The sequence below is a fragment of the Rossellomorea sp. NPDC077527 genome (assembly GCF_044542955.1).
Classification (GTDB): domain Bacteria; phylum Bacillota; class Bacilli; order Bacillales; family Bacillaceae_B; genus Rossellomorea; species Rossellomorea aquimaris_E.
This window is the reverse complement of the sequence record NZ_JBITVL010000002.1, coordinates 617,585-632,180: the sequence shown is the minus strand read 5'-3', so window position 1 is coordinate 632,180 and position 14,596 is coordinate 617,585. Positions and strand designations below refer to the sequence as shown.

11 protein-coding genes are annotated in these 14,596 nt (G+C 43.4%); 9 read left to right on the top strand and 2 right to left on the bottom strand.

Features of this window, described 5'->3' with window-relative positions; genetic code table 11:
* Positions 1-22 precede the first annotated feature (22 nt).
* Both manA and ACIGG7_RS08430 read right to left on the bottom strand, forming a co-directional pair.
* Positions 23-964, bottom strand: coding sequence for a mannose-6-phosphate isomerase, class I (gene manA, locus ACIGG7_RS08435; RefSeq protein WP_397549436.1), 942 nt, complete (start codon positions 962-964; stop codon positions 23-25).
* A complete protein-coding gene (locus ACIGG7_RS08430; RefSeq protein WP_397549435.1) occupies positions 964-2,148 on the bottom strand; it encodes a glycerate kinase in 1,185 nt (394 codons plus the stop codon). Before ACIGG7_RS08430 ends, manA begins: the two co-directional genes overlap by 1 nt.
* Before the next feature lie 82 nt (positions 2,149-2,230).
* On the opposite strand from ACIGG7_RS08430, the gene ACIGG7_RS08425 reads away from it, so the two are divergent.
* The 9 genes from ACIGG7_RS08425 to ACIGG7_RS08385 all read left to right on the top strand — a co-directional run bounded on the left by ACIGG7_RS08425 (position 2,231) and on the right by ACIGG7_RS08385 (position 14,594).
* The gene (locus tag ACIGG7_RS08425) at positions 2,231-2,959 is read left to right on the top strand and encodes a MurR/RpiR family transcriptional regulator (RefSeq protein WP_397549434.1); all 729 of its coding nucleotides are present in this window, start codon (positions 2,231-2,233) and stop codon (positions 2,957-2,959) included.
* Positions 2,960-3,103: 144 nt separating this feature from the next.
* Positions 3,104-5,032 carry a PTS 2-O-a-mannosyl-D-glycerate transporter subunit IIABC gene (gene mngA / locus ACIGG7_RS08420; protein ID WP_397549433.1) on the top strand — a complete coding sequence of 643 codons (1,929 nt, stop codon included), beginning with the start codon at positions 3,104-3,106 and terminating at the stop codon, positions 5,030-5,032.
* A gap of 51 nt (positions 5,033-5,083) precedes the next feature.
* Positions 5,084-7,702 carry a mannosylglycerate hydrolase gene (gene mngB, locus ACIGG7_RS08415; RefSeq protein ID WP_397549432.1) on the top strand — a complete coding sequence of 873 codons (2,619 nt, stop codon included), beginning with the start codon at positions 5,084-5,086 and terminating at the stop codon, positions 7,700-7,702.
* 244 nt (positions 7,703-7,946) lie between these two features.
* Complete coding sequence (locus ACIGG7_RS08410) at positions 7,947-8,633, top strand: response regulator transcription factor (protein ID WP_397549431.1); 687 nt, start codon at positions 7,947-7,949, stop codon at positions 8,631-8,633.
* Positions 8,626-9,906, top strand: coding sequence for a sensor histidine kinase (locus ACIGG7_RS08405; RefSeq protein ID WP_397549430.1), 1,281 nt, complete (start codon positions 8,626-8,628; stop codon positions 9,904-9,906). Before ACIGG7_RS08410 ends, ACIGG7_RS08405 begins: the two co-directional genes overlap by 8 nt.
* A gap of 148 nt (positions 9,907-10,054) precedes the next feature.
* Positions 10,055-10,753: a polyphosphate polymerase domain-containing protein gene (locus ACIGG7_RS08400; protein WP_397549429.1), complete on the top strand. Its 699-nt coding sequence runs from the start codon at positions 10,055-10,057 to the stop codon at positions 10,751-10,753.
* A gap of 38 nt (positions 10,754-10,791) precedes the next feature.
* The gene (locus tag ACIGG7_RS08395; RefSeq protein ID WP_397549428.1) at positions 10,792-11,475 is read left to right on the top strand and encodes a DUF4956 domain-containing protein; all 684 of its coding nucleotides are present in this window, start codon (positions 10,792-10,794) and stop codon (positions 11,473-11,475) included.
* A gap of 91 nt (positions 11,476-11,566) precedes the next feature.
* Positions 11,567-13,474 (top strand): CotH kinase family protein, encoded by a 1,908-nt coding sequence (locus ACIGG7_RS08390; RefSeq protein WP_397549427.1) that lies wholly within the window; start codon positions 11,567-11,569, stop codon positions 13,472-13,474.
* A gap of 181 nt (positions 13,475-13,655) precedes the next feature.
* Entirely contained in the window at positions 13,656-14,594 is a 939-nt protein-coding gene (locus ACIGG7_RS08385) for a YVTN family beta-propeller repeat protein (RefSeq protein ID WP_397549426.1), read from the top strand.
* The last annotated feature ends 2 nt before the right edge of the window (positions 14,595-14,596 follow it).

Here is a 14,596-nt window from a genome sequence, read left to right as displayed (position 1 = left end):
AAATGGGGCGATTCTTCAATGACTATTCATGAGACGCAATGATCTCCATCTGACCTTTCAATTGGAAATGTCCAGATCCTGACGGGAGAATGAAATGGTTTCCTTTCTGGACAGGATATTCCTTCCCTTCGTGAAGCAGGGATCCTTCTCCGCTAATGATGGAGACGAGCATATAATGATCCAGTATATGTCCCTCATATGACTCGCTCACATCCCATTTGTAAACGGAGAAATACGGGGAGTCTACAAGGCGGGTAACGAGAGATGGCCCCTGCTGTGAAATCCAACGTTTCGGAAATGCATCTTGATGAGGGATCGTCGTGACATCAATAGCCTGGTGAAGGTGGAGCTCCCGCTTCATCCCTTGGTCATCCACCCGGTCGAAATCATAGACGCGGTAAGTGGTGTCAGAGCTTTGCTGGGTCTCAAGAACCAATGTCCCCTTTCCAATCGCGTGGAGCGTTCCGCTTGGTACATGGAAGAAGTCGCCCGGTTTAATCGGTACCTTTCTTAATAAGTTGTTCCAGTTTCCTTCGCGGATGAGGTTAATAAATTCATCTTTCGATGAGGCATTATGACCTAAAATGAGCTCAGCATCTTCTTCACAGTCGAGAATGTACCAGCATTCGGTCTTTCCCAATTCTCCGTTGTTCTTCAACCCGTATTCGTCATCTGGATGGACTTGAACAGATAGATCTTGATTCGCATCAATGATTTTGGTGAGAAGAGGGAATTCCGGATAGTTGGAGTATCCAAACAATTCAGGCTGTTCATGCCATAAAGTGGCAAGAGAAGTATCTTTGAAATAACCGTTCATGATGGTTGACGGTCCGTTGGGATGTGCCGAGATGGCCCAGCATTCCCCTGTGTATTGGCTGGGGATGCCATAGCCAAATGCCGTTTCCAGAGCATTTCCTCCCCAAATCCGTTCTTTGAATTGCGGCTGCAAGAATAATGGTTCCATTAGTGATGACCTCCTGAATGTTGGTTGGATCGTGTATAATCCTTCGTTTTCATTGAAAGTAGTAACATCCTGCCGACTTGTTCTCCTGTACGTGTCAGGTTATGTGTTGCCGAGTCAAGTTCCATGGCCTTTTCAAGGGTTACAGGTCCTGGGACGATACTGAAGTAGGCATCGATACCGATCTCATGCAGACTCTTGTCAGCATCTGAGACATCCCCTGCAAGTGCGATGACAGTCGAGCCGAATTGTTTTGCAAGCTTCGCCACACCGGAAGGAGCTTTTCCCATTGAGCTTTGACCATCCAGTTTTCCTTCGCCGGTTATGACGACATCCGCATCATGGAGCATCTCCCGTAAACCGAGTTCAGTGAGGATGTAATCAACACCTGGGAGGAGAGGAGAGTGAAGAAAAGCAGTAAAGGCCGCTCCCAATCCTCCTGCTGCCCCACTTCCGGGGATGGATTGTAAGTCGATGCCCAATTGCTTACTGGCGAGAGAAGAGAAGTGCTTCAAACCTTCATCCAAAGAAGCCATTTCCTGTGGACCCGCCCCTTTTTGCTTTCCGAACACAAAGGCCGCCCCATTCGGTCCATGAAGTGGGTTCGTCACATCACATGCGACGTGGAAACATACCTTTTCAAGGGAAGGGTGAACATTGGAGGAATCAATGACCGAAATGTGTTTTAACGACCGTCCACCATAACCTGCAGAGGATCCAGTGTCTGTCAGGAATTGAAAGCCCAGTGCCTGGAGCATCCCAATTCCTGCATCGGTGGTGGAGCTTCCACCGAGCCCGATGATGATGTCTGTACATCCTTTCCCGGCGGCATCCAGAATCAGTTCGCCAACCCCGTAAGAAGTGGTAGACATTGAATTCAATTCCTCTTTCTTAAGAAGAGGCAGTCCGCATGCTTCGGCTATTTCAATCACGGCGGTGGTTCCCTTTTTGATCAGCCCGTAAGTTGCCTTTACCGGTTTGCCGAGTGGACCCGTCACATTAACATGGACAAGTGTCCCTTTATGAGCTGATACGAGGGCGGCGACGGTTCCTTCCCCTCCGTCGGCAATCGGGACCTGATGGATATCCATTCCTCCCGCAAGTCGCAGCCCTTTCGCAATCGCTCGGTTTGCATCCTCTGATGACACACTTCCTTTTAATGAATCCATGGCCACAACGATTTTCATAAACATCCTCCTTGAATAAATTTGCTATCCTTTCCGATTCTTCTGATATAATGATTTCAATATCTAAGCGAGGTGAGCCGTGATGCGATTTGAAGAACGCATCCATAAATTTGAATACAAGCTGAACGATACAGATGATCAAATCATTGAGTATATAAAGGAACATAAGAAGGACTTTGTAAATCAATCCATACAGATGGTGGCATCGAACGTGTACACCGTTCCCAATACGATCACCCGCCTCTCGAAGAAGCTGGGGTACGACGGCTTTTCTCATTTGAAGAGCAGTCTGAAAGAGGAGATTGAATCCCCTAATGTGATTCCTGATGATGATTCCTACTCCCTGATCCAGAAAACCTTTGAAATCATCGACAAGGACCGGATGCTTGAAGCGGTCAGGCTTCTGAATGATTCCAAGCAGGTTCTGTTATTTGGAGTAGGTGATTCTTCTGACCTTTGTGAAATGATGGCAAGGAATCTAAGGGTGGTCAGCAAGCCGACCAGCCACCATATTCATCGCCATGAAATCCTTCACAGCCTGGATCAAACCAACCATCAGAGTGTTCTATTTCTCATCAGCCTGTCCGGAGAAACCCAGCTGGTGCTAGAGGCTGCAGAAAAAGCAAGAGAGCGGAACATTCCCATCATTTCCTTGACGCATTTCACCAAAAATCCTCTCCAGTCCATGGCGACGATCAACCTGTACTGCTATGCACCTAAGAAAACGAAAAATGGATACAATATCACGGTGCGCACGCCTGTGATGGTTGTATTGGAGACATTATCTCAGTATTTTTGGTCCCACTATTGAAATTGTGTAACCGTACACAAGAAAACGCTTTAATGAGCTGAACATGTGTAAAAATAAGAAGAATCGCTCTTCTTATTTTTTTTTTGCTAGGATGAATGCAAGTGATGAAAACACTTACAATGAGTTTTGAGGAGGTAGAAGGCAATGGAATTACGTACACTTACCTCGCCAAAGTTGATCAGTACAAAGCTGAATCTTCATTCGAAAAAAGAAGCGATTGAGTACTTAGTCAAACAGTTGGCTGATGAGGGGAAATTGCACTCTCAAGAAGAATTTTTGAAAACGGTTTATGAGCGGGAGGCGTTATCACCGACCGGCTTTGAAGGTGGTTTGGCCATTCCTCACGGAAAGTCAACGACCGTCAAAGAAGCGGCTTTCGCGGTTGCGACAATCGAAAAGCCCCTGACAGATTGGGAAAGTATTGACCCGGGGAATAAAGTGGAGCTTGTCATCTTATTGGCCATTCCGGATCAAGAGGCGGGATCGACGCACCTTTCTCTCTTATCCGAATTTGTAACACGATTATCTAATGAACCATACAAAGAAGGACTGTTGAAAGCGACGACAAGTGAAGAGTTGTTCAGACGTTTGGATGAAGTGGGGGGAGAACAGGAAGAAGCGTCAACTCCGGATACCGGGAAGATGGTGATCGCGGTTACGGCTTGTCCTGCAGGGATTGCCCACACCTATATGGCAGCAGAAGCACTAACCAAAGCCGGGAAAGAGTTAGGGGTTACGGTCTTTGTAGAAAAGCAGGGTGCCAATGGAATTGAAGACCGACATACGTCAAAGAGGTTGAAAGCGGCAGATGCCGTTATTTTTGCCAATGACGTGGCAATCAAAGACGAAGAGCGTTTCGCGCATCTTCCAAGGGTAAAGACATCGGTTGCCATGCCTTTGAGGAATGCCAAAGGGCTCCTTGAGCAGGCAATTGCAAAAGCTGAAAAAGCTCCTAAAGGGGAGTATAAGGAAGAAAGTGCCGCTGCCAGCGAAGAGGAAGAATCGGATCATAAGCCGTTTAAAACAGAGATAAAGGATAGTATTCTAACAGGGATTTCTTATATTATTCCTGTCATTGTTGCCGGTGGGATGACCCTGGCAGCCGCGGTTCTAATTTCTCAGGCCTTTAATCTTCAGGAAGTCTATGCAACGGAAGGTTCATGGTTATGGCTGCTTCGACAGCTTGGAGGGGGACTTCTCGGACAATTAATGGTACCGATCCTCGCCGCATACATGGCCTATTCCATCGCGGACAAGCCGGCACTTGGACCCGGATTTGCTGCAGGGGTTGCGGCCAATCTGATTGGTTCTGGATTTCTTGGAGGGATGCTCGGTGGATTCCTTGCAGGTTTCTTCCTGAAATTCCTGAAGAGAAAAATTCAGCCAAAAGGAACATTCGCAGGTTTCATCAGCTTCTGGGTTTATCCTGTACTGGGAACACTTGTGGTCGGTTCCATCATGTTATTCCTGATCGGTGAGCCCCTCGCCTGGATGAACAACGGATTGATTGAATGGCTTGGAAGTTTGTCTGGGACAAATGCTCTTATCCTTGGGGCCATCCTTGGTGCAATGGTGTCCTTTGACCTTGGGGGGCCAGTCAATAAGGCAGCTTATACATTCTGTATCGGAGCTATGGCAAGCGGGAATTTCATACCGTACGCGACCTTCGCTTCGGTAAAAATGGTCTCGGCCTTTGCCGTAACGGGTGCGACGATTATCGGGAAGAAATATTTCTCCCTTCAAGAGCAGGAAATCGGAAAGCAGACCTGGCTCCTTGGCCTTGCCGGTATTACAGAAGGGGCCATCCCATTTATGATAAATGATCCACTGAGAGTTATTCCTTCACTGATTGCAGGGTCTGCCGTGACAGGGGCCATCGTGGCGTATTTTGATCTTGGGCTGAACGTACCGGGAGCAGGAATCTTCTCCCTTGCCTTATTGAAAGGTCAGCCGATGCTGCTTGCAGCAGGAATTTGGCTTGGTGCCGCCATCTTGGGTGCTGTCATCTCGATGTTCTTGTTGATCCTGACCAGAAAGAGTAAATTATCGAAAGAAAACAGCCTCGCTGCTTAACCATACACTTTGACGACTAACAGACATAACTTCTTAGGAGGAATGGAATACATGAAGAAGGTACACATCGTTCCGCATATGCATTGGGACAGAGAATGGTATTTTTCAACGGAAGAATCTAGGATTCTATTAGTGAATAATATGGAAGAAATCATGGAGAAACTCGAGAATGATCTGGACTATCCTTATTATGTACTGGACGGGCAAACCTCTATATTAGAAGACTATTTTGCTGTGAAGCCGGAAAATAGGGAGCGGGTTCGACATCTGGTGCAGGCAGGTAAGCTAATCATTGGTCCTTGGTATACCCAAACGGACGAAATGGTGGTCGGCGGGGAATCCATTGTGCGCAATCTTCTTTACGGGCATAAAGATAGCCAGGAGTTTGGAGTACCGATGAAGATTGGTTACCTTCCGGATTCTTTCGGACAGTCTTCTCAAATGCCTCAGATTTTCAATGGGTTCGATATTCAGTATTCGATCTTTTGGAGAGGTACGTCAGAACGTCACGGAACGGATAAGACGGAGTTCTACTGGGAGAGTGATGATGGTTCACGTGTGCTTGTTCAACTTTTCCCTCTTGGATATGCGATCGGGAAGTACTTACCTGAAGATGAAGAGGCGTTGACGAAACGGATCGATAAGTATTTCTCTGTACTGGACAGAGGGGCTACCACCGATCATATCATTCTACCAAACGGACACGACCAAATGCCGATCCAGAAGAATATCGATGTCATCATCAACAAGCTTCAGCATCTTTATCCAGATCGGGAATTTTTCCTGAGCCGGTACGAAAATATCTTTCATGAATTGGAAAAGAACGAGGATCTTTCCGTTCTTTCCGGAGAATTCCTTGATGGCAAGTATATGAGGGTTCACCGCAGTATCTTCTCTACTCGAATGGATATCAAAGCGGCCAATACAAGAATCGAGAACAAATTGACCAATGTGCTGGAGCCTCTTGCGTCTATCGCCCATTCCTTAGGCTTTGAATATCATCACGGTCTCATTGAATTGATTTGGAAAGAAATCATGAAGAATCACGCCCACGACAGCATCGGGTGCTGCTGTTCTGATAAGGTTCACAGGGAAATCCTTAACCGCTTCTTCATTGCAGAAGAAAAGACGGACCAGCTGATCGAATTCTACAAACGGAAAATAACCGATTCGATTAAAAATGAATCAGGTGATGATTTATTGACCGCCTTTAATCTCCTTCCGTATGAAAGAGAAGAAGTGGTGACGACGAAGGTGGTCAGTAAGTTAAATGCCTTTACTTTGGTAGATATGGACGGAACGGCAATCCCATATGAAGTGATCGGGAAAGAAATTCTTGATCCAGGCCTGATTGACCGCCAGATTGTCCACTATGGAAACTATGATCCTTTCTATGAATATAGTATTCAATGGAAGGACACCGTTCCTGCGATGGGATATAAGGCTTACAGAATTAAAGGAACTTCCCATGAGGCTGCAGAAATATCCCTGAAGGAAACGGATACTCATGAAGTAGAGACGGACATTTATCGTTTGAGAGTGCAAGCCAACGGTACGCTCCACATAAAAGATAAGCGTGATGGAAGCGAAATGGATCAGGTTCTCCTTCTTGAAAACGGCGGAGACGATGGAGACGAGTACGATTACTCTCCACTGGAAGGGGAAAAATTGATTTACAGCGACCAGACGGCTGCGAATATCTCTTTAAGACAGAACCGTTATGGGGTAGACCTGGAGATGGATGTGGAGTTGAATGTCCCGAAAGATCTCGATAGCCGAAAAGCAGGAAAGCTGGATAGTACGGTTTCGGTTACATGGCATGTTACCATTCCACACCATCAACCTGTGATTCAAATCAGCGCCACGATCGACAACGAAGCGAAGGACCATCGACTTCGTGCCCTGATTCCAACGGGGATTGCCTCTTCCATATCATGGTCAGACAATCAATTCGGACTGATTCAACGTGATGTAGTAGACGGTGCGATGAGAGTTTGGGAGAAGGAAGATTGGGATGAACGCCCAGATTCCATCTATCCAATGCTTTCATTTGTCGGATTGACGGATGGGGACCGCGGTGTCAGTGTTCTCACCAACAGCACCCGTGAGTATGAAATTATCGGGGGTTCATTCGATACGATGGCCGTCACCCTGTTTAGAAGTGTCGGCGTATTAGGGAAAGAAGAACTGGTAAGAAGACCTGGAAGACCATCGGGAATCAAATTGCCGACTCCGGATTCTCAAATGATCGGGAAGCTTCAATTGGACTTTGCCCTGGTGATGCATAAAGGATCTTTATCTCAAGCAAAGGTAGGAAGAATGGCGAAGGAATATACTACGCCAATCCAGACGTATAATAAAATTCCATTCAACGCAATGAAGCTGAATTCTTCAGGTATTGTCACACCAACGGTTTATAGCCTCCTTGAGGAAACATCCGCTGATGTCGTGCTCAGCACTTTGAAGAAGGCAGAGGAAGAAAATCGATTGCTCATCCGTTTTTATAACCCGACTGAGGAAGAAGTGGAAGGATCCTTCCGATTCCACTATCAAGAAGGTCAAATAGATGAAGTGAAACTGAATGAAGAGCCGATCCAACCATTAGAATCCCAAAACTCGGAAGCGGCTGTAACATTAAAACCTAATCAAGTTAAGGCCATGTTGTTTTAAGTGAAATGAAGGTCCGTCCCTCTTTTGAAGAGGGACGGACCTATTTTGTTTAGCTTGTGATTTTCGATAGTAGTTTATTTATGGGTTATACATAGCTATATTTTTTCGTGAATTATGGGTTAGCAATTGAGGTGTGATCAGTAATGATGTGCAGAAACTACACCTCTAATAACTATTTTTAAGGATACCTTAAGGTAAACTAAGTATACTGATAAGAAAAAGCCCATGAGGGAGTGAGGGTAACATGAAAATATTAATTGTTGAAGATGATCCCATTCTTTCAGATACAATTGTTGAGTCGACGAAGTTATTATACGAAGCGGTGCAAGCGTTTGATGGAGAAGAGGGGCTTTATTTAGCGGAGCAGAACATATATGACATTATTATCTTGGATGTAATGCTGCCCAATATGAACGGTTATGAGATACTCAGGGAATTAAGGGCAAAAGAGATTATGACGCCCGTTATCTTTTTAACAGCTAAAGATGGAATCGATGATAAAATCCAAGGTCTTCGATTAGGTGCAGATGATTATTTGGTAAAGCCGTTTCATCGGGAAGAGCTGTTACTCAGGTTAGAGGCAATTGTTAGACGTACGATTGGGGAGTTTAAGGAAAACAGTGTGGCGTTTAAAGATCTTAAACTCAATCTCAAAACGAAGACGGCTATGATCGGACAAGCTCAGCTCAAGCTAAATGGGAAGCAATTTGATTTACTTGAGTACTTGATGAATAACAAAGAAACGATTTTAACGAAGGAGCAGATTTTTGATCGGGTATGGGGCTTTCAATCCGATACAACGAATACGGTGGTGGAAGTGTACACGAGCCATATTCGAAAGAAGCTTAAACCATTTAACTATGATCAGTATGTAAAGACGTTCCGTGGGCTGGGCTATATGCTGACTGAAGAGAGTCATGAATATGAATAAGAAAAAAATACTCTCGAAGCAGCAGTTGAGCTTTATGCTGCTGAATTTTGTTGCGTTCACAGCGATTTTTGCCATATTTGGTGTGATTATTTTCAGCCTGGTTCAAAGTACGCTCTACAAGAAAGTGGACGAAGAGCTATTGTTTTTAAAGAAAATGATGGTAGAGGAAAATGATTCACAATTTCCACCAGGTTCCCCACCTGATCGTGATAAGCCTGATAGGAACTTACCCCCTCTGAACCCAAGGATTATCGTGCTTCATTGGAATAGTGAGGGAGAGATTGTCAATCAAGAACAAATTGGCACCCAGTTTTATCAAAACTATTTGAAAGATGCTGACTTTAGCTTTGAACCGTTGGATGAAATAACGAGTATGAAAATCAATGACCAATATACGTTTCGGTCGTTGTCCTTTGAAAATGAGGAGAACAATGATGTTCGTTACACCCAGCTGCTGATCAGTATCGATGCTGAGAAAAATTTAATGGGGAATTTCGGATGGATTTTACTGCTTTGCTCTGTTGTTAGTATTATTCTTTCTATTACGATAAGCTATCTTCTTTCCAAAAAAACAATGAAGCCCATCATTAAATCGTGGAACCGACAGGCGGAATTTGTGGAGAATGCATCACATGAACTTAGAAGCCCGTTAACGATTATTCAAAATAAGCTGGAGCTGATGCTGACAGAACCGAATAAAAAGATTGTCGATACCTTTGAAAGCATTGCCCTTAGTTTGTCTGAAACGAGAAGGCTTTCTCAATTGACTTCAGATCTGCTTACACTTGCCCGAGCGGACTCATTGGAGTCTCAATTGAATGACGAAACGTTTGAGGTGGATGAATTCATTCAGAGTGTGTGCCAGCCTTATAGTGAGTTTGCTGACATGCAGGATAAAAAACTATGGGTACAGTTATATGCCGATACAGAGATAGAAGCGGATAAAAGCAGAATTCACCAGCTGATGGTTATTCTTCTTGATAATGCTTTAAAGTTCACTGCTGAGAATGAAGAGATCGGAGTCAAAACCTACCTGGAAGGAAATAAGGTCGTTTTGGAAGTAAGTGATACAGGAATCGGGATTAATGAGGAAAATAGGGAGCGGATATTCGAACGCTTTTTTAGAGAGGACAGAGCGAGATCAAGAGAAAAAGGCGGGACAGGACTCGGGTTGGCAATCGCCCAATGGATTGTATCCAGCCATAATGGCACGATTAAAGTGTTGGACAATAAAAACAAGGGTACCATTTTTCAAGTGAAGTTACCGAGATAGAGATCACAGCGATGTGGTCTCTTTTTTATTTCCATTGCTGAACAACCTTTCTTATCTACCATGACCATTATGTAAAGTTCTTTAAGCGTTTTTTAAGGTTCGTCCTTAATAATATAAACATCAAGTGAAAAGAAAGGAGCATCGAGATATGAAAACGATGAAGTTGAATGGTGTACAGGGTCGTACAGAAATCAAACATGAATTATCAAAGATGGATTGCTACCTGCTTCGTAACCGGTTGAAGCATGTGATGGAAGTAGATCCATATGCGAATAAGGATGGGAAGTACTTCATCCGCAGTGTCTACTTCGATAATTTTGATCATAAAGTGCTGACGCAGAAAAAGGAAGGTCATTACGAGCGTAATAAATTTCGGGTTCGGATGTACGACTATCAGACAAGCCTTCTGAATCTGGAAAAGAAGAGTAAACGAAACAACTTGACGTACAAGCAGAAATGTCGGATTAGTATCGAGGAATTTGAACGAATGAGAGCTGGCGACATTACATGGATGGAGGACGATGAACGTTCACTTGTCCGTGAATTGTATATTGAGATGAAAATGTATCAACTAAAGCCATTGACGGTGGTTGACTATGAGAGAGAAGTGTTTATTTATCAATATGGAAACGTAAGGGTTACGTTTGACAGTGATATTAAAACCAGTTTCCAAAACAATGATGTGTTGAATGTTCATTTACCGATGATTGAAACGAACCCTGATATCGTTATTCTGGAAGTGAAATATGATGGATTCTTACCTGATACCATCAAGAAGCTTCTTCAAATTGGCAACAGGCGAAAAGGGACGTATTCAAAATACCAGATTAGCAGAATGTATGGTTAATCCGTACCTTCTTTATTAGACGACTTGGAGGAATAGAAATGGAAAGTATAAGCTTCAATGATATTTTCAAATCGAATATTTTAGAGAAAACAACCAGCTTTTCGATTGTGGATTCCATGATTGGATTAGCGGCAGCGTTTATTTTGGGGTTATTAATTTATACCGTTTATCGAAAGACGTTTTCCGGTGTGATCTATTCACACACATTTAATATTGCACTCATCATCATGACGATGGCAACGGCCCTCATCATAATGGGGATCTCTTCTAACGTATTATTATCACTTGGTATGGTTGGTGCGTTGTCAATCGTCCGTTTCAGGACCCCAATCAAGGATCCGATGGACATTGTTTACCTTTTCTGGGCAATCGTAGTCGGCATTCTATGCGGGGCAGGCTTTATTCCATTAGCGGTGCTGGGATCGATTCTAATCGGGTTGGTGCTGATTTTATTTGTGAACAAGATCAAGATTGAAAATCCATTTTTAGTAGTTGTTAAATACAACGAAGCGTCAGTGGAAGAATCGTTGGAGCATATCATCTCCCGCAATGCGAAAAAGCATTCAATCAAATCAAAGTCTGTCATGCCGGGGAATCATTATGAGGTGACCTATGAGGTACGTATAAAGGATACTGATATGGGATTCCTTACGAATCTTTCAAATATGGATGGCGTACAATCAGCAGTTATGATCAGTTACGATGGCAATTTCACTGCTTAATCAAACAATGCGAAATGTATGGCGGCAGGAAATCTTGCCGCCATTATTGTTCTCCCTTGTAGAGGAGGACGAATGAAATGGAGGGGTGACAATGCCTATTAAAACGAAATGGATCATATCCATCATGATTGCCGCAATTCTATTTACGATAGGTGCGATCTATTCAGTTCAAGAACTGCAGCTTGAAAAAGATAGTGCTGTTTATTCTTATAATGAGAAGTTATTTAATGAGGAGGACGTGTCAACGATTGAAATCAACATGGAAGATGATCAATGGGAGGATCTATTAGCCAATCCATTGGATGAGGAATATAAAGAGGCTTCCATCACGATTAATGGTGAAAAGGTTTCAAACGTAGCCGTGCGAACAAAGGGGAATTCTTCTTTGACCTCCGTTGCGAGAGACGAATCGGAGCGTTATAGCTTAAAAATCGATTTCAATTATTATGATTCCACTCAAAGCTTTTACGGTTTGAAGAAGCTGAACTTAAATAATAATTTTAGTGATTCGACTCAAATGAAGGAATTTGTCTCTTATGAATTAATGGAGCAAATGGGCGTGGCGACGCCTGCTCATTCGTATATGAAGGTTATCGTAAACGGTGAATATTACGGGCTCATGCTTGGGGTGGAAGCGATTGACGAAACATTTATCGCTCAACATTATCAGACAACTCAAGGATACTTATACAAGCCGGACGGTACAGGAAGCGACCTTATATATACAAGTGATGATTTAGAGGATTACGAAGGAATTGAAGTGAAAACGAATGAGGATAGTGTGGAGGACTCTGAGCTGATTTCCATGCTGAAAGCGATTAATGAAGAGGATGGGTATGAAGAGTACCTTAATACGGATCAGCTGCTTCGTTATTTTGCCATGAACACAGCACTTGTGAGTCTTGACAGCTATCAGGGACAGCTGAAGCATAACTATTATTTATATGAAGATGAAAATGGTGTGTTTTCAATTCTCCCTTGGGATTACAATATGGCATTCGGCGGATTCAATATGGGAGGCAATGGAGGTCCCCCCATGGATATGAATGGCGCTAATCCGAATGAGTCCGGAGCTCAAGGGGATATCTCACCACAAGGGCAGGAGAATGCCCCGGATGATCAGAACCAAGCACAAGAAAATGGTGTCGATAATCCCGCATCATTGCCGGCTGGAGGCAATCAAGGCGGTGGGATGATGATGCCTTCAGGTGATTTACTGAGTGAAAATACGATAAATTTCAGTGTGTATGAGCCGGTGTCAGGCACTTCCTTATCCGAGCGTCCGTTACTAAACGTATTAGTAAGTGATGAAAAACTTCTTGCTCAGTATGAGACGTTTATGGAACAAATTGCAACAGAGGTTTTAACTGAAGAAAATGTCGCATCCATTACAACCAAGCTGGGTGCATTATTAGAACCGTATATTGAGAGTGATCCATCCAAGTTTTTCACAACAGAAGAGTTTTTAGAAGGAGTGAGTGGCGATAACAGCCTGCCTGAGTTTGCCAAACAAAGAAGTGAATCCATTTTGGCTCAATTATCAGGAGATCTGGTCGTTGAAGCAGACAATACAACTGGCATGTCAGGGATGGAAGGGCAAGACCAGAATAGAGAACAACCTCAGAACGGTGCTCCCCCGCAAATGAATGGGGGAATGAGAGGTGGACTAGACATCAATTCCATGACAGATGAAGAATTTGCTCAATTTGTTGAAAGAATTCAAACAGGAAATTCTCCCTTTTCATTGCCGGAAGACTTTGACTCCATGACAATAGAAGAGCAAAAATCGTACCTTGCTAAGCAAATGGGAGGTATGGGTGGACCACCAGGTGCTGGTGGTGATGGAAATGATCGAAGCTTTCCTATGAACAATGAAGCGAAGGATTCTGTTAGCGAAGAACCCACTGGTGAATATACGAAAGCAGATGTCTATATCCTTTTTGCCTTTTTAGCTATTACAGCTGTTGCGATCACGATTTTTCGTCGCATCGGTCGCTGAATGAAAGCCGAATTCTATTGGAATTCGGCTTTTTTTAGATTTTGAAAAAGATACTGAACTGTACATGGTTGAAAATAGCAAACAGGTTTGGGCTCTATAAAAATAATCCTTACTCTTAAATCACAAACCTTTTCACTAAACATAAACTAGTTAGTAGTGGTGGTCAAGGAGGGATACAAGAATGAATAGGAAGAAGCACTTCTATAATAAAAAGCTATTTGCTTACGCAACGAACTTTGGGGATTGTACTATATCAATGATCGATACCAAAAATGATAAAGTTACAGATACGATTCCAGTAGGAGATCAACCAGATGGAATTACGATTTCCCCTTTAGTTAAACAGGCATATGTGTCCAATACGAACAATAACTCTGTTTCCGTTATCGACCTTTCTAGTCATAAGGTGGTCAATGAAATTCCTGTTGGTGAGGGGCCGGTTGGTATAGCTGCTACTCCTAATGGAAGGAAAGTGTACGTAGCGAATTTCGGTGGGACAACCGTCTCAATCATTGATGTCTGCAAGCAAACAGTGAAACATATAGAAGTAGGAGATAACCCATTTGATGTGGCATTCAGTCCAGATGGAAGAATGGCCTATGTTGCTGTAACCATAAGTAACGTTATTGCCGTAATCGATACAAAAAAAGAAAGAGTGATAGATCGGATTCCTATTACGAATGGAGAATTCCCTCGAGATCTTGCGGTAACTCCGAATGGAAAGAAGCTATACGTGGCCAATCGTGGGAGAGGCGAGCCTAGTACAGTTTCTGTTATTGACCTAGAGGAAAATGTAGTAACGAATACAATCAATGTAGGGATTAGACCAAATGGTGTAGCGGTTACAACAGATGGGAAGAAGGTTTATATCACGAATATTAGTAGTGATAATGTAACAGTCGTGGATGCATGTGATGATTCCATTATTGCGACGATTAATGTTGGAGATGGTCCAACAGATGTTTGTATTACTCCTGATGGGAAAAAGGCTTATGTCACTAACTTTAATGCAGGGACGGTCTCAGTGATTTGTATTAGAACGAATAGGGTTATGACTACGATTCCTACAGGAAAGCAAACAAGTGATTGTGCTATTTCGCCTTCCTGTTTTCCTTTCTAAGG